This window comes from Aquimarina hainanensis, assembly GCF_042684685.1.
In the GTDB taxonomy this organism is placed as follows: Bacteria; Bacteroidota; Bacteroidia; order Flavobacteriales; family Flavobacteriaceae; genus Aquimarina; species Aquimarina hainanensis.
The window spans coordinates 19,673-39,883 of the sequence record NZ_JBHULX010000019.1 but is presented as its reverse complement, the minus strand read 5'-3'; the positions used below and the strand labels follow the sequence as shown (position 1 = coordinate 39,883).

General features: G+C 35.1%; 20 protein-coding genes. 4 read left to right on the top strand and 16 right to left on the bottom strand.

The genetic code is table 11. The annotated features are described in order from the left end of the window. The 9 genes from tssD to rpsO form a co-directional block, all read right to left on the bottom strand. Positions 1 to 119 (bottom strand): type VI secretion system tube protein TssD (gene tssD, locus ACFSTE_RS10935; RefSeq protein WP_378298142.1); only part of this gene is annotated, 119 nt, incomplete at its 3' end. A gap of 68 nt (positions 120 to 187) precedes the next feature. Next, positions 188 to 427: a hypothetical protein gene (locus tag ACFSTE_RS10930; RefSeq protein ID WP_378256682.1), complete on the bottom strand. Its 240-nt coding sequence runs from the start codon at positions 425 to 427 to the stop codon at positions 188 to 190. A 34-nt stretch (positions 428 to 461) separates the two neighbouring features. Continuing rightward, positions 462 to 971 (bottom strand): hypothetical protein, encoded by a 510-nt coding sequence (locus ACFSTE_RS10925; RefSeq protein WP_378256680.1) that lies wholly within the window; start codon positions 969 to 971, stop codon positions 462 to 464. Beyond that, positions 964 to 1,215, bottom strand: a complete 252-nt coding sequence (locus ACFSTE_RS10920) for a hypothetical protein (RefSeq protein ID WP_378256678.1) — start codon at positions 1,213 to 1,215, stop codon at positions 964 to 966. The genes ACFSTE_RS10925 and ACFSTE_RS10920 overlap by 8 nt, the downstream gene beginning before the upstream one ends. A gap of 76 nt (positions 1,216 to 1,291) precedes the next feature. Then, positions 1,292 to 1,810: a hypothetical protein gene (locus ACFSTE_RS10915; RefSeq protein WP_378256676.1), complete on the bottom strand. Its 519-nt coding sequence runs from the start codon at positions 1,808 to 1,810 to the stop codon at positions 1,292 to 1,294. A 165-nt stretch (positions 1,811 to 1,975) separates the two neighbouring features. Beyond that, a complete protein-coding gene (locus tag ACFSTE_RS10910; RefSeq protein ID WP_378256674.1) occupies positions 1,976 to 3,217 on the bottom strand; it encodes a tyrosine-type recombinase/integrase in 1,242 nt (413 codons plus the stop codon). Positions 3,218 to 3,459: 242 nt separating this feature from the next. Further along, a complete protein-coding gene (locus tag ACFSTE_RS10905; protein WP_176029025.1) occupies positions 3,460 to 4,323 on the bottom strand; it encodes a sigma-70 family RNA polymerase sigma factor in 864 nt (287 codons plus the stop codon). A gap of 227 nt (positions 4,324 to 4,550) precedes the next feature. Further along, a complete protein-coding gene (locus ACFSTE_RS10900) occupies positions 4,551 to 6,740 on the bottom strand; it encodes a polyribonucleotide nucleotidyltransferase (RefSeq protein WP_176029026.1) in 2,190 nt (729 codons plus the stop codon). Between the two features lie 248 nt (positions 6,741 to 6,988). Further along, entirely contained in the window at positions 6,989 to 7,258 is a 270-nt protein-coding gene (gene rpsO / locus ACFSTE_RS10895) for a 30S ribosomal protein S15 (RefSeq protein ID WP_176029027.1), read from the bottom strand. Between the two features lie 168 nt (positions 7,259 to 7,426). On the opposite strand from rpsO, the gene ACFSTE_RS10890 reads away from it, so the two are divergent. After that, a complete protein-coding gene (locus ACFSTE_RS10890; protein WP_378256671.1) occupies positions 7,427 to 8,251 on the top strand; it encodes a hypothetical protein in 825 nt (274 codons plus the stop codon). A 91-nt stretch (positions 8,252 to 8,342) separates the two neighbouring features. Here the strand turns inward: ACFSTE_RS10890 and accD are convergent, their stop codons facing one another. From accD to tamL, 3 genes are all read right to left on the bottom strand, one after another. Then, positions 8,343 to 9,203: an acetyl-CoA carboxylase, carboxyltransferase subunit beta gene (accD, locus tag ACFSTE_RS10885; RefSeq protein ID WP_176029029.1), complete on the bottom strand. Its 861-nt coding sequence runs from the start codon at positions 9,201 to 9,203 to the stop codon at positions 8,343 to 8,345. Between the two features lie 71 nt (positions 9,204 to 9,274). Then, positions 9,275 to 10,342: a class II fructose-bisphosphate aldolase gene (gene fbaA / locus ACFSTE_RS10880; RefSeq protein WP_176029030.1), complete on the bottom strand. Its 1,068-nt coding sequence runs from the start codon at positions 10,340 to 10,342 to the stop codon at positions 9,275 to 9,277. Between the two features lie 115 nt (positions 10,343 to 10,457). Further along, positions 10,458 to 13,040, bottom strand: a complete 2,583-nt coding sequence (tamL, locus tag ACFSTE_RS10875) for a translocation and assembly module lipoprotein TamL (RefSeq protein WP_378256669.1) — start codon at positions 13,038 to 13,040, stop codon at positions 10,458 to 10,460. A gap of 41 nt (positions 13,041 to 13,081) precedes the next feature. Here tamL and ACFSTE_RS10870 point away from each other — a divergent pair, with 41 nt between their 5' ends. Continuing rightward, positions 13,082 to 13,819, top strand: coding sequence for a TrmH family RNA methyltransferase (locus ACFSTE_RS10870; protein ID WP_378256667.1), 738 nt, complete (start codon positions 13,082 to 13,084; stop codon positions 13,817 to 13,819). A 109-nt stretch (positions 13,820 to 13,928) separates the two neighbouring features. Here the strand turns inward: ACFSTE_RS10870 and porT are convergent, their stop codons facing one another. Both porT and ubiE read right to left on the bottom strand, forming a co-directional pair. Further along, a complete protein-coding gene (gene porT, locus ACFSTE_RS10865) occupies positions 13,929 to 14,636 on the bottom strand; it encodes a type IX secretion/gliding motility protein PorT/SprT (protein ID WP_176029033.1) in 708 nt (235 codons plus the stop codon). A gap of 81 nt (positions 14,637 to 14,717) precedes the next feature. Then, entirely contained in the window at positions 14,718 to 15,446 is a 729-nt protein-coding gene (gene ubiE, locus ACFSTE_RS10860; protein WP_378256664.1) for a bifunctional demethylmenaquinone methyltransferase/2-methoxy-6-polyprenyl-1,4-benzoquinol methylase UbiE, read from the bottom strand. Between the two features lie 210 nt (positions 15,447 to 15,656). Between ubiE and trkA the strand changes: the two genes are divergently transcribed. Further along, positions 15,657 to 17,006: a Trk system potassium transporter TrkA gene (gene trkA / locus ACFSTE_RS10855; RefSeq protein WP_176029035.1), complete on the top strand. Its 1,350-nt coding sequence runs from the start codon at positions 15,657 to 15,659 to the stop codon at positions 17,004 to 17,006. Positions 17,007 to 17,009: 3 nt separating this feature from the next. Then, the gene (locus ACFSTE_RS10850; protein WP_176029036.1) at positions 17,010 to 18,506 is read left to right on the top strand and encodes a TrkH family potassium uptake protein; all 1,497 of its coding nucleotides are present in this window, start codon (positions 17,010 to 17,012) and stop codon (positions 18,504 to 18,506) included. A 13-nt stretch (positions 18,507 to 18,519) separates the two neighbouring features. Here ACFSTE_RS10850 and ACFSTE_RS10845 read toward each other — a convergent pair whose 3' ends face one another. Both ACFSTE_RS10845 and ACFSTE_RS10840 read right to left on the bottom strand, forming a co-directional pair. Next, positions 18,520 to 18,789, bottom strand: a complete 270-nt coding sequence (locus ACFSTE_RS10845) for a hypothetical protein (protein ID WP_217704325.1) — start codon at positions 18,787 to 18,789, stop codon at positions 18,520 to 18,522. A 210-nt stretch (positions 18,790 to 18,999) separates the two neighbouring features. Then, the gene (locus ACFSTE_RS10840) at positions 19,000 to 20,208 is read right to left on the bottom strand and encodes a pyridoxal phosphate-dependent aminotransferase (RefSeq protein WP_176029038.1); all 1,209 of its coding nucleotides are present in this window, start codon (positions 20,206 to 20,208) and stop codon (positions 19,000 to 19,002) included. Positions 20,209 to 20,211: the final 3 nt, after the last annotated feature.

The window sequence follows — 20,211 nt, the reverse complement described above, 5'->3', positions numbered from 1 at the left end:
CCCGCAGTAATATAGGGATTGGGGCGTCCTGTATGATCTGCTGTCTGTGAGAACTCATAATCACAGAGCAATAGCGGATATACCTTATTGTCTAGTACTAGTTCTGCTTTAAAGCCCATATTGTTGATGATTTGTGTTAGTTTTTCTCTTGAGTTAGCTTGTTACCCTCAAATAACCGTGTATATAATTACACGGTTATTTTAAAATTTGGATTGTTTTTTCTTAAAACCCTAATTACTTGATGTAAACTATCTATGGTATACCCTTTACCTTGTATAATGTTGTAAATAATTCTTTTTGAGATGGATTGTCTTTCGATCTCTTCAATGGGAATAGATTGTTTTTTGATCTCTTTATTAATTGCCATTCCTATTTCTATTCTTTTTTGCAACAAAACATTCTGAATTTTAACTTTCTCATTTCCCATACTATTTATTTATTTTTAGTGTTAACTGTAATAATTACAATTTTTCAGAATGATTTAGCATAAGCCATTCTCCAATTAGCCGTTGCTGTCTAGCTATAGTCATCACATCAGGTTCTGGAAAATCTTCTAAATAAACCATTTTTTGGGTTTCGTTAAAGTTTCCCTCCTGAAAAATAACCACGATTCCTTCTTTTTTAGCAGCACAAACCCAATGGTTCATCTCTTCAGATCTCTGTAATACATAGTTTTCATCTTCAAATATTCGTTTCTTTTCATGCCTTTCAATGTACACTTGATTCTTATACCATTTAAAGGCTCTTTTGATAATAGATCTGTATAAACTATAATCTTCTATATGTTCTAAATCTGTATCAGCCTCAACAACCAAAAAAACGAATTGATTCCCCCTAAAAGAAAAAATATCATAGAGATCATTAAATTTATCGTACTCATCATTATCATTAGTGATAATTTGAATAGTTAGCAAAGGAGGGATGTTATGAGTTATAAATATCCCTCCTTCTTGAAGTGTGAATTTATTCATATTTATTTATGTAAAAAATGTAATCATTGCTACCTGTATCTACAACGAGGCAATCAAGCCGCAAATGAATTATCTTTAGATCTTCAACTTGAACAGAAAGTTTCTCTTCTCGTTCTAGGATCTCATCTTCTTTCCATTCATATTTATTTATTCCCAGCGCTATAGCTTCCGAATAAGTTTGGCAAATTTCATGTTCAAATTTATTGGTAATTGTTTGACCTGTATTCAGTTTTAATTGTTCCATTTTACGTTTTGGTTTTTAGAGTTTGGTGATAATTTTTTTACCTCCTCACATTAGAACTATGTGAGGAGGAGAATTTTTATTTTTCTCTATAAATGACACCTATTACGTGGGTTTTGGTATCATTATAAAAACTCATTGATTCAGTTTTAATTGTTTCAAAATATCTTCCTTCGTATGTTATGACTGCTTCTCCTTCTTCTAAGGCTTGAATTTCTTCGAGAATCTCTTCTTTAGCAGAAATTAACTCCTTAAGAGAAGTTAAATCTCCCATTTCTTCAAGTAGTGGCTTTATTTCATCTTCGTAAAAATTCTCATCTGTTGTAAATAGATTATGATTATCTCCATAATCTTCCTCAGAGTTCTGGAATGGTTCAAAACATTTTTGGTTGGTTCTTTTGTAAAAATTCCATCCATCTCTTTTAAAAAAAGATTCTATGGACAGACCCGGAAATCTATCAGACAGTTTTTTAGCTTCTTCATAATTTTCAAAACCAATAATAGCTCCTTTAATATTGCTAGGGTATCCGTTTGATCCGTCTGTTGTTTCAATAAATACTAAATTGTTGTTGGATGCAATTTCTCTAAGATTTTTCATTTTTATATTCCCACTATTCTCGCATCGGGGTTCGGTTTTATTATTTTGTTAGTGCTAAATTAATAAATAATTCTGAATCGTGCAAATATTTACACGAAAAAAAATACAATTTCACTCGCCTAATATCAAATGAATCACTGGTCTGTTTCATCAATAGCGCCTATGCTATTGATTTTTCGCTGCTGCATCATCTGACCAATCATCAGGCAACTCAGCATCTAGATTGTGGATGTAGTGCCATACTGCGTTAGAGGAATGCCCAGTTATTAAGCTTAGCTTATCTATTGCGGCATGTTTGTTTAACCCTTTAGAAAGATACGTTTTAAATAATCTTGTTATCACCGTATGTCTATGGGAGGTCATATGGTACCCAGCAGATATTTTCAGCGGCTTCTTTACAAGTCTGTTATATTTCCTAGTGAAGTAATCTCTTCTTCCAGTGTCATCACGCTCCCATTTACCAATACCTTTCTTAGTAAATAAATAATCATCAGGAGAATAGCCTTTGTTGTTGTTGAGATATTCGACAAGGAGCGGTTTAACAATAGAGGGAATGCGCTTAGTTTTGACATCTTTTTGTTTTATTTTTTCACAAACAATAAGGTTGTCTTCTAAGTTGATGTCTTTTATCTTAATTCGACAAGTCTCAATTTCTCTAAAGAAGGTATATGATACGAAATATACAAAAAGCAATAGTTGCTCATCGGTATTTTTAAGATGATTCTGAATTTGTAATTCCTGTTTATCTGAATATGTTAAAGATCTCTTTTTTCTATGTTTTAACTTTGGAATCTCTTTGACGAAGTTAGTATCTATTAATAGCTCAAGTTCTAATTGGTTAAAAAGTGAAGATAAAAATGTTTTTTCGTCGTTTCTAGATTTAGCACTTACCTTAAGTGCAACATCAGAAAGGTGTCTTACGATATGTACTTTGCTAACGTCTTTAATGTTTTTAGTTGATAATTTGTTTCTCTCTAGAAATGATATTAATCTTTTGGAACAGCGCTCTATATCTTTATAGTATTCCTTGCTGACATTTGTTTTTATTACACCTAAAGAGATGTCGAAGGCTTCCTTTACAGAGACAACTGTGTTTTCATCAATAATTGCGCTTTCTTTTTCCTTTTCTTCTTGTTCGTAGGGATTGTGACCTTTTTTTAGTGCATCTTCTAGCTCTTTTTTTACTGCCAAGAGTATCTTTTCGCGTTCTTCCTTGGTTTTGTATCCATTTCCTATTTTAATGTCATCTTGTCTAGTTAAAATACCAGTAACAGGATGGCGAAACCTCCAATAAACAAGCCAATCCTTGTTTAGAGCTTCCTTTTTTTCTTCTTCTGTTTTTTCGTCCCAATCATCAAGCTTTCCTCCTCCACAATAAATAAATGGTCCAGTATACTTCACTTTCATAGTGTTTACTTTTCTGTTTACTTTTCTGTTTACTTTTAAGATTCGTAGAAGCGTTTTCGACATGATTTCTTTCTTGATTATTTGTTGAAACCGTTGAAAACACTGGGGTTGACGAATAAACACACTTAGGCGTGATAAGTGTGTTATATGAAAAAACCTCCGGGTAATCAATCCGGAGGTCATTCATCAATCAAAAAACGAACAGTTATGTTATAAACTGTTTGTAACTGCAATTTAGGAATTTATCCTAAATATGTCTTTAATATTTTACTTCTAGACGTATGTTTTAGTCTTCTTATTGCTTTTTCTTTAATCTGACGAACACGTTCTCTGGTTAGATCAAAGGTTTCTCCAATTTCTTCCAATGTCATGGGATGTTGATCTCCAAGACCGAAATATAATCGAATAACATCTGCTTCTCTAGGAGTTAATGTTTCCAGAGCACGCTCTATTTCGGTACGAAGGGATTCGTGTAATAATTGTTTATCCGGATTTGGAGATTCTCCAGAGTTTAATACATCATATAGGTTAGAATCTTCTCCTTCTACCAGAGGAGCATCCATACTTACGTGACGTCCTGAATTTTTCATTGATTCCTTAACGTCATTAATGGTCATGTCTAATTCTTTGGCAATTTCTTCAGCACTTGGAGGGCGTTCATGAGACTGCTCTAAGAAGGCATATGTTTTGTTTATTTTGTTGATAGAACCAATTTTGTTCAGTGGCAGACGTACAATACGTGATTGCTCTGCAAGCGCCTGTAGTATAGATTGACGAATCCACCATACAGCATAAGAGATAAACTTAAAACCTCTGGTTTCATCAAATCTTTTAGCCGCTTTAATAAGTCCTAAGTTTCCTTCATTGATCAAATCCGGAAGTGTTAGACCCTGGTTTTGGTATTGTTTAGCAACAGAAACCACAAATCGCAAGTTAGCTTTCGTGAGTTTTTCAAGCGCTCTTTCATCTCCTGCCTTTATCCGTTGTGCTAATTCCACCTCTTCATCTGCTGTAATAAGATCTACTTTTCCTATTTCTTGTAAATACTTATCTAGCGATGCGGTTTCACGATTGGTAACCTGCTTCGTAATTTTTAGTTGTCTCATCTATATGTCTCCTAGAAATTTAATTATGAATATTTTAGGGCTATTCAATTATTATACGTAAGAAGAAGGATAAATGTTACAAAAAAATAATTTTTTTTTAATTTTAAATAGTTAAATATCTGATAACTATTGTTTTTTATAGAGATTTCAAGGAATGTGCGAATAAAAAAAACACCTTTGTACTGATGTAAAAGGTGTTTCTTTTGAATATAAATATTGAATAAAGATTAACTTTCTTTTTTCTCAGGTTTTGGCTTTCGATTATCTCTGTTGTCTCGATTTCCACCTGGTTTTCCTTCCTTTCTAGGAGGTCTTTGTAGAAGAGCTTTTCTGGATACTTTTTCTTTGCGGGTTTTTGGATCAATACCAAAATACTTCACATCGATAAGGTCTCCCATATTTACTACATCTGTTACATTATTTGTACGCTCCCAAGCTAATTCAGAAATGTGAAGTAATACTTCATTTCCTGGTGCTTCTACATATTCTACAACAGCTCCGAATTCTAGGATCTTCACTACCTTTACTTCATATACGCTACCTACTTCCGGTTTGAAAGTAATTGCGTTAATTCTGGAGATTACCCAGTCAATAGCTTCTTGGTCTACTCCGAGAATTTCTACAATACCAAAATCACCATCTTCTTCGATGACAATTGTTGTACCGCTTTCTTTCTGCATTTCCTGAATTACCTTACCGCTAGGTCCGATAACTGCTCCAATATAAGACTCAGGAATAGTTACTTTTACCATTTTTGGAGCGTGTGCCTTAACTGTTTCGCTTGGTTGCTCTATGGTATCTGTAAGTTTTTCTAGTATATGAAGTCTTCCTTCTCTGGCTTGTTTTAGGGCATTTACCAAAATTTCATAGGATAATCCTTTTATTTTGATGTCCATTTGACAAGCTGTAATACCATCCGCAGTTCCGGTTACTTTAAAATCCATATCTCCTAAGTGATCTTCATCTCCAAGGATATCAGATAATACAGCGTATTTTTCTCCGTCACTGATAAGTCCCATGGCAATTCCAGAAACAGGCTTCTTTAGTTTCACACCGGCATCCATAAGTGCCATTGTTCCCGAACAAACTGTTGCCATAGAAGAAGAACCATTTGATTCTAATACTTCTGAAACGACACGAACAGTATATGGACAATCTTCAGGAATCATTCCCTTTAGCGCACGTTGTGCCAGGTTACCATGTCCTATTTCTCTTCTCGAAGTACCACGTAGTGGTCTTGCTTCTCCGGTAGAGAAAGGAGGGAAGTTATAATGCAGGTAGAAACGCTCTTCTGATTGGAATGTTGGTAAGTCAATAACATTTGCTTCTCTGGAAGTTCCTAATGTTACAGTTGCTAGTGCTTGTGTTTCCCCTCTAGTAAAAATAGAAGAACCATGTGTAGAAGGAAGGTAATCTACTTCACACCAGATAGGTCTGATTTCAGTAGTTGCTCTTCCGTCCAGACGAATTCCTTCGTTAAGGACCAAGTTTCTAACAGCTTCTTTGTGTGCTTTGTTAAAATATTTAGCGATTAGTTCTCCTTTCTCTTCGATTTCCTCTTCAGAGAAAGTAGCTAAGATTTCTTCTTTTACTTCAGAAAAAGCTAATCCTCGTTCTTTTTTAGAAGATCCTTGCTTAGCAATGTCATAACATCTCTGATAAGCAGCTTCATGAATTTGAGTAGCTAATTCTTCGTCGTTTTCTTCCGGAGTATATTCTCTGGTTTCTTTTTTTCCAACAGCTTCTGCTAATCGTATCTGTGCATCACATTGTATTTTGATAGCTTCATGGGCGAATTTGATCGCTTCAGTCATTTCTTCTTCAGAAACTTCATCCATTTCTCCTTCTACCATCGCTACAGAATCAGCCGATGCCCCAACCATAAGATCGATATCTGCTTTTTCTAATTGCTCTCTGCTTGGATTGATAACAAATGCTCCATCAATTCTAGCAACACGAACTTCAGAAATAGGGGTTTCAAAAGGAATATCAGATAGCTGAAGTGCAGTAGAAGCAGCTAATCCTGCTAATGCATCAGGCATCACATTTTCATCATGTGACATCAGTTGTATCATTACCTGAGTTTCTGAGTGATAATCTTTTGGAAACAATGGACGTAAAACACGATCCACTAATCTCATTGTTAAAATTTCTTCCGTACTAGGTCTTGCCTCTCTTTTAAAGAACCCTCCAGGATAACGTCCTGCAGCAGCAAATTTTTCTCTATAATCAACAGTTAAAGGAAGGAAATCTACTGTACCATCTTCATAAGAAGAAACAACAGTACATAGTAGCATAGCATTTCCCATTTTAACAACAACAGACCCATGAGCTTGTTTTGCTAATTTTCCGGTTTCGAGGGAGATTTCTCTTCCATCTCCTAAGTCGATAACCTCTTTATACACTTTTGGAATCATATATTTTTTTGATTCAGCCTGTCTATGTTTACAGGCTTAATTAAACATTGGTTTTTTCCGTCTTTCTTTGGCGGACAAGGTTGTGTTGTTGTGGTTGTTGTTTGTACCAATGAAAAACCAAGGCGTTTATTTGTGTTTTTTGTCTTTATTAAAAAAAAACAAAAACCTTTGAAATTTATTATATATAAGTCAATTATAAATTGACGTATAATCAAAAAGAGAGGCGCGCAGCCTCTCTCTCTTGTTCTTTATTTTCTTAAACCTAATTCTTTTACAATCGCACGATATCTCATGATATCTTTCTTCTTTAGGTAATCAAGTAGATCTCTTCGCTTACCTACTAACTTTACTAGAGAACGCTCAGTGTTAAAATCTTTTCTGTTCTTTTTTAAGTGCTCGGTTAAGTGAGTAATTCTGTAGGTAAATAAAGCGATTTGACCTTCTGCAGATCCTGTATCTGCTTTTCCTTTACCGTGTTTTGCGAAAATCTCTTCTTTCGTTTCTTTTGTTAAATACATTCCAATATTAGTTTTAATGATTTTTATGTATAATAAAATATCTATTATTAGCTGGCAAATATAATACTTTTTGAGTTACTAATACTTTTTGAATAAAAAAAACGTTTTTTATTTAAACCTTTTCTATTCCCCTGAGTCTTAAATGAGTAACAATAAAATTAAATGATTATGAGAAATTGGTTTTTTAAATTCGGAATTGTAATAGCTTTCTTAGGAGTTATTGGGTGTAGTGATGATGATGCTAAAACGACAGATGAAACCGTTACGATCGATGAGGCAGCTTTGACTGCAAAGGTTGATAATGGTATAGAAGTTATTAGTGATATCGTATTGCAGGGGTTCGAAGGGCAGCTACAAAAAGAAAAAACATATAAAGGAGGATGGGGACTTCCTGATTGTGTGACAGTATCTATAGAGTTGACCAGTACGTCAAAAAAAATGGTCATGGATTTTGGGACAGAGGGTTGTGAAGTTAGAAATGGTCATGTGCTAAAAGGAAAAATGTTGATGTCTTATGGATTGGATCTGGAAGCAAAGACGATTGTTATAATGTATAGTTTTGAAGATTTTTATGTAGATGGTACTCAGTTTGTAGGATCTAAAACAATTACTAGGCAAAGAGAAAATGAGAATGGGAATCCACAATATACTATGGAGATGGATGTGACGATGATTTTTGAAGACGGAACGCAAGCTTCCAGAATAGGGACTAAGAAAAGAGAATGGATAGAAGGTGCGTATAATGGAAATTGGGGAGATAATGTTTTTGAGATTACGGGCGCATGGGAAACTAATTTTGCAGATGGAACTAAAAATAGTACTACGATTACGACTCCACTTAGAAGAGAGGCAAGTTGTAGATTTATTGTTAGTGGTGTAATGGAATTAGTGCGAGGAGAGCGAAGTGGAACTTTGGATTATGGAGATGGTAGCTGTGATAATAAAGCCATATTTACCAATGCAGATGGAGAAGAAAAAGAAATTATTTTGTAGAAAGAAAAATAGGCATTGAATATAAATAAAAAGGTTCCGAGTTTTTATTCGGAACCTTTTTTATAGTGTACTTTTATCTTAAAAGTCTTAATTAGTTTTGACTTAGTGGTCTGTTTAATACCAAATCCAGATATAAGTTAATTTTTTTCTTTAATTCATGTCTAGGGGTGATAAAATCTAAGAATCCATGTTCTAACAGGAATTCAGAAGTTTGAAAGCCTTCTGGAAGTTCCTTTCCGGTAGTGTCTCTTACTACGCGTGGACCAGCAAATCCAATAAGTGCTCCGGGTTCTGCAATGTTAATATCTCCTAACATAGCGAATGAAGCAGTAGTTCCTCCTGTTGTCGGGTCTGTACATAGTGAAATGTATGGAATTCCTGCATCTGCTAACTGAGCAAGTCTGGCAGAAGTTTTAGCTAGCTGCATTAAGGAAAGCGCAGCTTCCATCATTCTGGCACCTCCTGATTTGGAGATGATAAGCAGCGGAATGTTGTTTTTTAATGAGTGATCAGCAGCACGAGCGATTTTTTCACCAACAACACTTCCCATTGAACCTCCAATAAAAGCAAAATCCATACAAGCGATCACCAAATCATTACCATTGGATTTTCCTACGGCTGTTCTTACAGCATCTTTTAGGTTTGTTTTCTTTTGTGCTTCTTTTAATCGATCTGGGTATTTCTTTTTGTCTTCGAATTTAAGAGGATCTTTAGAAGTTAAGTTTTTGTCTAACTCTTCAAAATTGTTATCGTCAAATAATATTTCGAAATATTCTTTACTTCCTATTCTTACGTGGTATCCGTCCTCCGGACTAACATAGAAGTTTTTTTCTAGCTGCTCTGCATCTACAATTTTTCCTGTAGGAGATTTGTACCAAAGTCCTTTAGGAACATCTTTTTTGTCTTCTGTAGCGGTTTGTATCCCTTTTTGCGTTCTCTTAAACCAAGCCATAATTTAGTATATTAAAAAAGCTGAAACTTTTTTTAGTTTGTTTAAAAAAAGTTTCAGCTTGGTTTATTGTTTTATAATGTATTCACATTATTAAGATCTTCAAAAGCTTTTTTCAGGCGATTCGTAAAAGTAACTTCTCCTTCTCTTAGCCATTTTCTCGGATCATAATATTTCTTGTTTGGTTCTTCCGGACCATCCGGGTTTCCAATCTGAGTTTTTAAATACTCTATTTTATTATTCATATAATCCCTAATTCCTTCATTATATGCAAACTGAAGGTCGGTGTCTATATTCATTTTTATAACTCCATAACCAATTGCTTCTCTGATTTCTTCTAGCGAAGAACCACTTCCACCATGGAATACGAAGTCAATATGATTGTTTTCTACACCGTATTTATCAGCAATAAATTCTTGAGAATTTTTTAAGATTTTTGGTGTGAGTTTTACATTTCCAGGTTTGTAAACTCCATGGACATTTCCAAAAGCAGCGGCAACGGTGAAACGAGGACTCACTTTACTTAGCTCTTCATATGCGTAAGCAACTTCTTCTGGCTGAGTGTATAATTTAGAGTCGTCAACATCAGTGTTGTCTACTCCGTCTTCTTCTCCTCCTGTGATTCCTAATTCAATTTCCAGGGTCATCCCCATTTTACTCATACGCTCCAGATATTGCTTACAGATCTCTATGTTTTCTTCCAGTGGTTCTTCTGATAAGTCAATCATGTGAGAACTGTATAGCGGCTTTCCAGTTTCTTTATAAAACTGTTCTCCGGCATCTAATAAACCATCGATCCATGGTAATAATTTTTTTGCACAATGATCCGTGTGCAAAATTACAGGGACATTATATGCTTCTGCAAGTAAATGTACGTGTTTCGCTCCTGCAACAGCTCCTGCTATTGCTGATTTTTGGTTTTCATTAGACAATCCTTTTCCGGCGTTAAACTGTGCCCCTCCGTTAGAGAATTGAATAATTACCGGGGAGTTTAGTTCAGCAGCGGTTTCTAAAACAGCATTGATAGAACTAGAACCAATTACATTTACTGCTGGTAAAGCATAATTATTGGCTTTAGCATGTTTAAAAACTTCTTGAACCTGATCTCCCGTTACAACTCCTGGTTTGATGTTGTGACTCATAATTTAGTTTTGGTTTATAAGCTTACAAAAATAATAAAATTATAATGAAAGCATGATACGTATATAAAAAGCTTATGTGTTATAAATGCTGTTGTTTGTTTTCGAATCCAAAGTGCTAAAAAGGGTAATTGATACCGACATTATATACTGCTTTTGAAAAATTATATCCTTTAAACCATCTTTGGTCTTCATTATTTGCGGGGTTAAAGGTCTTAAATCCTAAATCAAAACGCAACACAAAAAAGTCAAAATCGTAACGAAGCCCTAAACCACTTCCTACCGCAATATCCTGTAAGTTGTCAATCTTGGAAAAGATAGCTTCTTCTTTTTCTACACTATCCTCTACGTTCCAGATGTTTCCTGCATCGATAAAAAAGGCTCCTTTAAGGGCTCCTAAAATAGTATATCGATATTCGAGGTTAAAGGCTAGTTTCATATTAGCTTCATTAAATTCACTGGTGCTTTGACTGGTTCCGGGACCTAGCCGGTAAGCTAACCATGCTCTATTGTCATTAGGACCTCCGGCAAAAAAACTTCGAGCAAAAGGAATGCTGTTAGCATTTCCGTAGGGAATAGCGATTCCTCCAAAAGCCCGAAAGGCAATTACTTTATTGTTATTGGGGCTAATCGACCAATGTTTAATATAGCTGGTTTCTGCTTTGGCGTATTGCGAAAATTCTACTCCAAATATTTCAAAACGTTCATTGTCATTTTTAGTGAGCCCTGAAGCATTAGAAATGGTCTGGAGAACATTACCAGCAAGCTCAAATTTGAATCGCCAGCGGTAGTAATCCTCATCGTGTAATCCGTTTTTAGTGTTTTTGGCAATGGTGTAACTGGAGGCAAATATCAAGTTGTCTTCAGTGAGTCTTTCTTTTCTTTCTCCAATGTTTTGCACTTCCTGTTTGTCATTGTCACTTAAGCCTGTCAGGTTTGTGTTGTCTGAGTTTGCCGTAAGGATAAAATGATTGGCTCCATCGGGAATTGTTAGGTTGTTATCTGGAGTGAAAATTTGAGTGTTATCCCGATTTGCATTGAAATAGGTTTCATCATTTTTGGCGAAAAAGTTTAATTGGTCATAGGAATTACTATAAACATTGAAATAATTACTGTTATTAAGGTTTCTTACATATTGTATGTTTACTAAATCTATTTGATTGTTGATGCTTTTGCTGGGGCGCCATATGTAATTGAATATACCGGATGCATTTTGCTTATCTAAACCGATGTTTTTTTGAATACTCATACCAAAAACAAGGTTAGTGGTGGGGGACATGTATTTTCTGATAATCCCACTGGTTTTTATAGGGAATAGTATTTTTGGGAAAGATAATCTCAGATCTGTTTGTACTTCTGAGATATTAAAAAAAGTATCATCGGTATCTACAGAAGCATCTTTAGAGGAGCCAATACTTCCTCTTGCAGATAATTCCAGTGTTTCTGCACCTCTAAAAACATTTCTGATCAGGAAAGATCCTCCAAAACCAATACCAAAAGCCTGAATAGAAGAGGTAGATACGTCAAACTCTATATTAGTACTGTATTTTTTCTTTGGTGTAAGTAATACATTTGCAATTAGACTGCTTCCGCTAGGGTCATTTGGGTCAAGTGAATACCGGATGTTTGGATATTTGAATGTTTTTAAGTTGCTGATCTGGTTGTATGTCAAAGTTCGATCAATATCTCGGAATATCTCTCCGGGAGTAATAAGTACAGAATTGGTAATTGCTTTTCGGGTATATCGCAATTTATCATAACTATAGATATTGTATCCTTTGTATTGGACAGTGTCTTTTGGAGTAAGATTTCTGTATTGGTATTTGTAATCAGTGAAAATATTTACCTTGCTGATTTTGTGAATTTTGAAAGGGATTTTTCTGGAGGAATCGCCATGAGTTACCTGCCGGTTATTAATTAACAGGTTTAAGTTTACCTTGTGGTTGGTGTTTACAGTGTCAGCATCGAATTTGATGAATTCCTTTTCGAAATTATAAAGCCCTGAGTTTCTGAAGAAAGAAGTAAGTCGTTCTCTTTCGGTTTCAACATCTTTTGTTTTGTACTGTTTTCCTGAAACTATTTTCGATTGATTTTTAGTAGACTGATATAGGGAATCTGCGATAGGAGACTCGATTTTTGCTTGTATAGAGTCTAGGAAATAAGGTTGTCCCGGTGACATGAAATAAGCGATATTTGCTCTTTGTTTCTCTTTTTTAGATATTGAGTAATCTGTTTTTATGTTGAACCACCCGTGATTCCAGTAGTACGATTCTAGTTTTTTTAAGGAACGTTTTATTTTAGAACTATCTATAATAGTAGGGGGTTCTCCGGTTCTTTTAAGCCAATTATTGAAGCCAGTGTAACTCTCTCGTAGTCTGTTGACTTGTTTCTGAGAGATAAATTTAGCTAATTTTTTTTCTCTGTTCGGTTTTTTGTATAGCCATTGATTGAATAAAGAATCAGGATTTTTCGCTGCCGAATTATAAATGTGTAGCCGGAAGGGGATTCCTAATATTTTTTCGTTTGGTGTTTGGTATAATTGATTGTATAAAGATGACTTATTAGTTTTTATACTGTCTTCAAAAATTTCATTCTTGGATAATAAAAAATCATCCTCCGGGATATTTTTAATTGCACTACAAGAGATGAAAAAAATAAATGTTACAGATATAAATAATATTTTTGTCAGGATTTTTTTCAAGTTGTAATTATTATTTAGGTCAAAAATACACTAATATTTGTATGCTTAGCAAAAGCCAAAAGAAATTAATAAAAAGCTTATATCAAAAAAAGTACCGTAAACAACATAAGATGTTTGTTGTTGAGGGGAAAAAGGGGATTCAGGAGTTGTTACAGGCTAGATGGGAGTTACATGCACTGTATAGTACAGAAGAGAAATTGTTTGAGGTTCCTGCAGAGAAATTTTTTGCAGTAAGTGAGAATGAATTGAAACAAATAAGTTTTTTGACTACTCCGCAAGTAGCATTGGCTGTTTTTTATATGCCTGATGATGTAATGACATCTGGAAAAGGACTTGTAGTAGCATTAGATGATGTTCGTGATCCGGGAAACCTGGGGACAATTATCAGATTGTGTGATTGGTTTGGAGTGAGAGAGTTGGTGTGTTCGGAAAAGACAGTAGATTGTTTTAATCCTAAGGTAATTCAGGCTACTATGGGGTCTATTACACGGGTGTGTATTGTGTATTCAGATTTGCAGAAATATTTGAGTGCGTGTGTTGATAGGGGGATTCCTGTGATGGGAGCCTTTATGGAAGGAGATAATGTATATAAGACAGAATTACCTGTTAATGGAGTGTTGGTGATGGGAAATGAAGCAAATGGCGTTTCTGAAGAGACGGAGAAAATTATTCGTCAAAAAATAGCAATTCCTCAGTTTGGTCAGGGACAAAAAACAGAGAGTCTAAATGTCGCAACAGCTACGGCTATTTTGCTAAGCGAGTTTAAACGTGGAGGGTAATATGTAGTATTTGATTATCTAGGTCTATAGGGGGCAGAAACCTGTCTCGAAATTAATATTTACTTTTTGATAACTTCTCCGGTGTTTTATGCAGAGAGTTTTTTGCTTTTTATTGAAAAGTGAAATTGATAAAAATTCCCCTTGTCGACATCTTATCAATAGTAGAGGTGTAAGGACTATTAGGGTCGTTATCTCTTACAAGTTCGTCAGACATAGCAAAAACACCTCGAATTGATGGAGTGAATTTGAAATAATACAGGAAAAAATCAATACCAAAACCAATTTCGTAATAATTGGTGTTTGTAGTGGTTCTAAACTGATTAAGACTATTGTCGTCTGGATTATCTTCGTTACTGGATAAGTTGATAGAAGTAGAAATACCTCCGACAATAAAAGGTTTGAAATTGTTTAATCTTTTAGTGGATACTTTTAGTAACAAAGGAATATGAACGTAAGTAGACTTTACTTCTCTTGTAGATTCTGATAATGTAGTGAATTCAGGACCTGTATAGGTGAGGTTTCTTTGTGTAAAAGTAACCATTGGCTCCAGACGTAAATCTAAGTAATCATTAATCCGCATATTCCCAAGAAGTCCGACATTAAATCCTACTGTTTTATCTACCATGATGTCATTGGCAGAAGCATCCGCAGTATAGTCAAAATCAAAGTTATAGCTATTAAGGCCCAAGATGTATCCCCAGCTTAATCTGGGTTTGTCAAAATTTTGGAGGTTTTGAACCTTTTCTTTAGAGAATAGTTGTGCACTGCTATTGTGGATGCAAAATAGAGTGGTAATGACGAAAAATAATCTTTTCATTTTCTTAAAGTTTTCTAAGCTATTCATTCAACCTCGAAAAATAATAAAAAGCCTGTTCTTTTAGTGTCTATTAAGGATTTATTATTTTCTTGCTGTGTAAATTGTTGCGACTCCCATTGTCTGAGGGATACTGTTAACTTCTATAAACCCAATTTTTCTCAAAATATTGTTGAACGTTTCTCCATGTGGGAAAACTGCAGCACTTTCACTTAGATATGAATAAGCAGATTTGTCTTTAGAAAAAATACGTCCTATGAGTGGAAGAATTTTGGATGTATAAAGCTTATATCCTTGCTTGTATGGGGTTTTTGTAGGGACAGAAGTTTCGAGTACCACAAAAATTCCTTTTGGTTTCAGAACTCTGAGAATCTCAGATAATCCCTTGTCTAAGTTTTCGAAATTTCGAACACCGAAAGCTACAGTTATAGCATCAAAATGATTATCGGGGTATGGAAGATTTTCACTGTCTCCCTGAACCATCGAGATTGTGCTGTCTAATTTTTTTGCCTTGATTTTGTTTTTTCCAACAGAAAGCATTCCCGGAGAAATGTCAAGTCCAATAATTTCAGAAGCTCCTGTTTTGCACAGGTTAATGGCTAGGTCGCCAGTTCCTGTTGCTACATCCAGAATTCTTTCGGGAGAAATGCTTTTAACTAAATTAACAACTTTATTCCTCCATTTTATATCAATACCAAAAGAAATGACTCTGTTTAATCCATCATATGTATTAGAGATGGTGTCAAACATTTCGGTAACTTGTTCTTTTTTAGTTCTGTTAACGTCCTTGTATGGTGTTATTTTTTCTGACATTAAAAAAAATTTAGGCAAATATACATTTTTGAGTTTGATCGTAAGAATATATTGAGATGAACTTACAAGAATCAATTATTTTATCAGTTACCCAATTTACATTATCTTTGTTTTCTTTTGAAGATTGAGTACAGGGGATCGTTTTGTTTATTCCAGGAATGTACTCGTTTTATAATACACACTTGGAATGAGTAACAATATATTTAACAGATGAAAATTATTATTGCCGGAGCGGGTGAAGTAGGTTTTCATTTGGCGAAATTACTTTCGTATGAATCTCAGGATATTACGTTAATAGATACGAATAAAGACTGTCTTAATTACGCTGATACGCATCTTGATATTCGAGTTCTTAAGGGGGATGCTACTTCTATTTCTATTCTAAGAGAAGCAGGAGTAGAAAATGTAGATATGGTTATAGCAGTTACTGCTAGTGAAACTGTCAATATTACTGTTTGCGTTTTAGCAAAACAGTTGGGAGCTATGCGTACGATAGCGAGAATTTCTAATGCAGAATTTATAGAAAAGAAAGATGAGGTTGGGTTTATTAAGTTTGGAATTGATGAACTGATTTCACCAGAAGCATTAGCTGCCAGCGAAATAGAATTGTTGCTTAATCAATCAGCATTTAATGATAGTTATGAGTTTGAAGGGGGGGTGCTAACCATGTTTGGAACAGTGCTTTCAGAATCAGCTCTTTTTGTAGGAAAAACCGTAAAGGAAGCTGCAGAGGTGTATCCGAAATTGCAATTTATGCCTATTGCAATACAACGTTCAGGAACTCAGTATACGATTATTCCCCGAGGAGATACAAAATTTAAGGAAGGAGATCAGGTGTATTTTGTGACCTCTATCGGAGGTGTTGAAGAATTATATAAGTTGACCGGGAAAGTGAAAGAGCAGGTGAGGAATGTTATGATTCTCGGGGGGAGTAAGATAGGATATAAGTCTTCTCGAGATTTGTGCGATCATAAATTCAGGGTGAAACTTATAGAGAAAAATAAAGAGAAAGCGTTCGATCTTGCAGATGAATTGCCGAATGCATTGATAATAAATGGAGATGGAAGGAATGTAGAGTTGTTAGAAGAGGAAGGGATCAGTGATATGGATGCCTTTATTGCTGTTACAGGAAATTCAGAAACTAATATTATGTCTTGTTTGGTAGCCAAGTCAAAAGGTGTTCGAAAGACGATTGCTTTGGTGGAAAATATGGATTACTTTCAATTGTCACACTCTATCGGAATTGATACCTTGATAAATAAAAAGTTATTAGCTGCAAATAACATTTTTAGGTTTATAAGAAAAGGAGAAGTGGTAGCAATGACCAAACTCAATAATATGAATGCAGAGCTTCTGGAATTTATTGTAAAACCTACTTCAGAAGTTTCTAATAATAGTATCAGGGATTTAGATTTTCCGAGATCTGCAATTATAGCAGGTGTAGTGAGAAATGGAGAAGGGATTATTCCTCAAGGGGATTTTTATATTCAGGCAGGAGACCGAATAGTAGTCTGTTGTTTGCCAAAATCTATTAAGAAAATAGAAAAGCTTTTTCTGTAAAACATGGCCAAATTAAACTATAAAATAATCTCTCATATAATGGGGCTTTTATTGCTCTGTAATGGAGGTTTTATGATGTTGTCAACAATCATTAGTTTTATTTATAAAGATGGAGTGACAATTGAAATTATGTTGGCGTCAATGGCGACAATGTTTATTGGTATTGTTTTGATGTTTTTGACTCGGGGTCACCAAAAGAAAATAAATAAAAGAGAAGGGTATATTGTGGTTACCTTTGGATGGATATTTATGTCGCTTAGCGGTTCACTTCCTTATTTGTTTTCCGGAGCAATTCCTTCTTTTACAAATGCCTTTTTCGAGACAATTTCGGGATATACTACAACAGGAGCTACAATTCTTAATAATATAGAAGCAATGCCTAAAGGAGTATTGTTTTGGAGAAGTCTTACGCATTGGATTGGAGGAATGGGGATTATTGTATTGGCAATAGCAATACTTCCGTTGTTAGGGATTGGAGGAATGCAGTTATTTGCAGCAGAAGCTCCAGGACCAAATACCGATAAATTACATCCAAGAATAACAGATACAGCAAAGCGATTGTGGTATATATATGTAGGATATACTGCGGCAGAAACCTTATTGCTTAAGTTGGCGGGGATGAGTTTTTTTGATGCGATTAATCATGCATTAAGTACATTGTCCACTGGAGGGTTTTCTACGAAAGATAAAAGTGTAGCATACTGGAATGATCAGCCAGTTATACAGTATATCATAATGTTATTTATGTTTCTGGCAGGGATGAATTTTGTTTTGAGTTATTTTGGTTTTAAAGGAAAACTGAATAAGATTTACAAAGATGAAGAGTTTAGATGGTATGTTATTTTTGTAACGTCTTTTACATTAATAGCGACGCTTATTATTTATTTCAAAGCTGATGTTTCTGTGTCTTCTATTGATCACCCTATGGTGTGGGGAGAAGCAGAAAGCTCATTTCGTCACGCATTGTTTCAGGTGTTATCGGTAATTACCACTACAGGTTTTGTATCGGCGGATTTTACGCTTTGGACTCCATTTCTCAAAGTGTTGTTTTTTGGGCTTATGTTTTTAGGAGGATCGGCAGGTTCTACCTCTGGAGGGATGAAAGTTGTTCGGCATTTAATAACGATTCGAAATGGAGTATTAGAGTTTAAACGAACATTACACCCTAATGCAATTTTACCGGTTCGTTATAATAAAAGAGCTGTCTCTAAAGAAATTGTATTTAATGTGATCGCCTTTTTTATACTGTACATGCTGGCCTTTATTATAGGGGCATTAGTGTTAGGTGCGTTGGGGATAGATTTCGAAACGGCTATTGGAGGAGCGGCTTCTTCTTTAGGAAATGTAGGACCGGCGTTTGGGGCGCTTAATCCTGTAAGTAATTTTGATGTGTTGCCATCGGTCGGAAAATGGTGGTGTTCCTTCCTGATGCTGATTGGTAGGTTAGAGTTGTTTACAGTCCTAATCTTACTAACTCCGTTTTTCTGGAGGAATCGTTAGAAGAAAGCAAATTTTACCAAGGTTGATAATGAGGAGTTAGATTCCATAATCTAGCTACCTTTTTAATGGTGTCTTTAACTTTTCCTGTTATGCTATTTAGATGTTCTTCTTCAATCAAAAAAACATCTAATATAGATTCATAATATGTAACGAAATTAGCGTCAAATTCTTTTTCTGGTCTCATATTTAGAATTTCTTCATCTGTCTTTTCCACTTTGAAGTTGTCTCTAAAAATTTCCAGCACATTTTTCTGAACAATACGTTCTTTTTCTAGAATATCCATCGTCATGGGGTTTTAAGTTGTTAAGAGTAAAAAAGACAATTTGTCTAAGTAGTTGAATGTAAATGATTCAACTCACTGGGGTAGAAAGGAAAGTTGTAATTTATATCTAAACGTAGTACGTAAATTAATATTGTACAAATTTAGTGAAAAAAACAAAAAAACCGCCATTTTTAACAAATGGCGGTTTTATCTATTTGAATGTCAGTATTTTTAGCTGATGGCTTCTTTTATTCTTTTTACTGCTTCTTTTATTTGGTCTGCGCTGGCAGCATAAGAGATACGAATACAGTTTCCATTACCAAAAGCAAGACCGGTTACTGTAGCAACATGTGCATTTTCCAAAAGGAACATAGAAAAGTCGGTTGCATTATGTATGGTTTGCCCTTTTATGGTTTTTCCAAAGTAATGAGAAATATCCGGGAAAACATAAAAAGCTCCTTCTGGTTCATTACATTCGAAACCAGGGATCTCAGATAATAAATCTAAAATTAGTTTTCTTCTGTTTTTGAACTCGTCAACCATGTATTGGATTTTCTCCACAGGAGCTTCTAATGCTGTGATTACTGCACGTTGTGCAATACAATTAGCTCCACTGGTGACTTGTCCCTGGATTTTATTACACGCTCTGGCAATTGCTTCTGGAGCTCCAATGTATCCTATTCTCCATCCTGTCATAGCGAATGCTTTGGCAACACCATTTACAGTAACGGTTCTGTTGTACATGTCTTCAAATTGTGCCATGGAAGCATGTCCTCCTACGTAGTTAATATGCTCGTAAATTTCATCACTCACCACTACAATATCAGGATGTTTTTGAAGGACATCTGCTAAGGCTCTAAGCTCTTCCTTACTATAAATAGAACCACTTGGGTTGCATGGAGAACTGTACCATAACATTTTAGTGTTAGGTGTAATTGCTTTTTCTAGATCTTCTGCAGTCATTTTGAAATCCGTGTCTATAGAAGTTTTTACTTCTACAGGAACCCCTCCTGCTAGCTTAACAATGTCGCTATAACTAACCCAGTAAGGGCATGGTAAGATAACTTCATCTCCTGGGTTAAGATATACCTGAGCGATGTTGTATAGCGATTGTTTTGCTCCGGTAGAAACCACGATCTGAGAAGGAGAGTATGTCAGGTTATTGTCTCTCTTGAATTTTGTAATGATCGCATCTTTTAATTCTGCATATCCATCTACAGGAGTGTATGAATTATAATTATCATTAACAGCCTGGATGGCTGCATCTTTGATAAAATCAGGTGTATTGAAGTCAGGTTCCCCAAGACTTAGACCGATAATATCTTTTCCTTCAGCTCTCAGTTCTCTAGCTTTTGCAGCCATTGCTAATGTAGCAGAAGCTTCAAGCTTGTTAATTCTGTCTGATAATTGCACGTTCGTTGTTTTTGTAATTGAAGCCATTTT

Bases quoted from the DNA above. Each gene is read 5' to 3' on its own strand.
- ACFSTE_RS10840 (WP_176029038.1), bottom strand. From the start codon at position 20,208: ATGGCTTCAATTACAAAAACAACGAACGTGCAATTATCAGACAGAATT.
- rpsO (WP_176029027.1), bottom strand. From the start codon at position 7,258: ATGTATTTAACAAAAGAAACGAAAGAAGAGATTTTCGCAAAACACGGT.
- ACFSTE_RS10850 (WP_176029036.1), top strand. From the start codon at position 17,010: ATGGCCAAATTAAACTATAAAATAATCTCTCATATAATGGGGCTTTTA.
- ubiE (WP_378256664.1), bottom strand. From the start codon at position 15,446: ATGTCAGAAAAAATAACACCATACAAGGACGTTAACAGAACTAAAAAA.
- porT (WP_176029033.1), bottom strand. From the start codon at position 14,636: ATGAAAAGATTATTTTTCGTCATTACCACTCTATTTTGCATCCACAAT.
- ACFSTE_RS10900 (WP_176029026.1), bottom strand. From the start codon at position 6,740: ATGATTCCAAAAGTGTATAAAGAGGTTATCGACTTAGGAGATGGAAGA.
- fbaA (WP_176029030.1), bottom strand. From the start codon at position 10,342: ATGAGTCACAACATCAAACCAGGAGTTGTAACGGGAGATCAGGTTCAA.
- ACFSTE_RS10930 (WP_378256682.1), bottom strand. From the start codon at position 427: ATGGGAAATGAGAAAGTTAAAATTCAGAATGTTTTGTTGCAAAAAAGA.
- ACFSTE_RS10920 (WP_378256678.1), bottom strand. From the start codon at position 1,215: ATGGAACAATTAAAACTGAATACAGGTCAAACAATTACCAATAAATTT.
- ACFSTE_RS10870 (WP_378256667.1), top strand. From the start codon at position 13,082: ATGCTTAGCAAAAGCCAAAAGAAATTAATAAAAAGCTTATATCAAAAA.
- ACFSTE_RS10925 (WP_378256680.1), bottom strand. From the start codon at position 971: ATGAATAAATTCACACTTCAAGAAGGAGGGATATTTATAACTCATAAC.
- ACFSTE_RS10890 (WP_378256671.1), top strand. From the start codon at position 7,427: ATGAGAAATTGGTTTTTTAAATTCGGAATTGTAATAGCTTTCTTAGGA.
- ACFSTE_RS10915 (WP_378256676.1), bottom strand. From the start codon at position 1,810: ATGAAAAATCTTAGAGAAATTGCATCCAACAACAATTTAGTATTTATT.
- ACFSTE_RS10845 (WP_217704325.1), bottom strand. From the start codon at position 18,789: ATGGATATTCTAGAAAAAGAACGTATTGTTCAGAAAAATGTGCTGGAA.
- trkA (WP_176029035.1), top strand. From the start codon at position 15,657: ATGAAAATTATTATTGCCGGAGCGGGTGAAGTAGGTTTTCATTTGGCG.
- ACFSTE_RS10910 (WP_378256674.1), bottom strand. From the start codon at position 3,217: ATGAAAGTGAAGTATACTGGACCATTTATTTATTGTGGAGGAGGAAAG.
- ACFSTE_RS10905 (WP_176029025.1), bottom strand. From the start codon at position 4,323: ATGAGACAACTAAAAATTACGAAGCAGGTTACCAATCGTGAAACCGCA.
- accD (WP_176029029.1), bottom strand. From the start codon at position 9,203: ATGGCTTGGTTTAAGAGAACGCAAAAAGGGATACAAACCGCTACAGAA.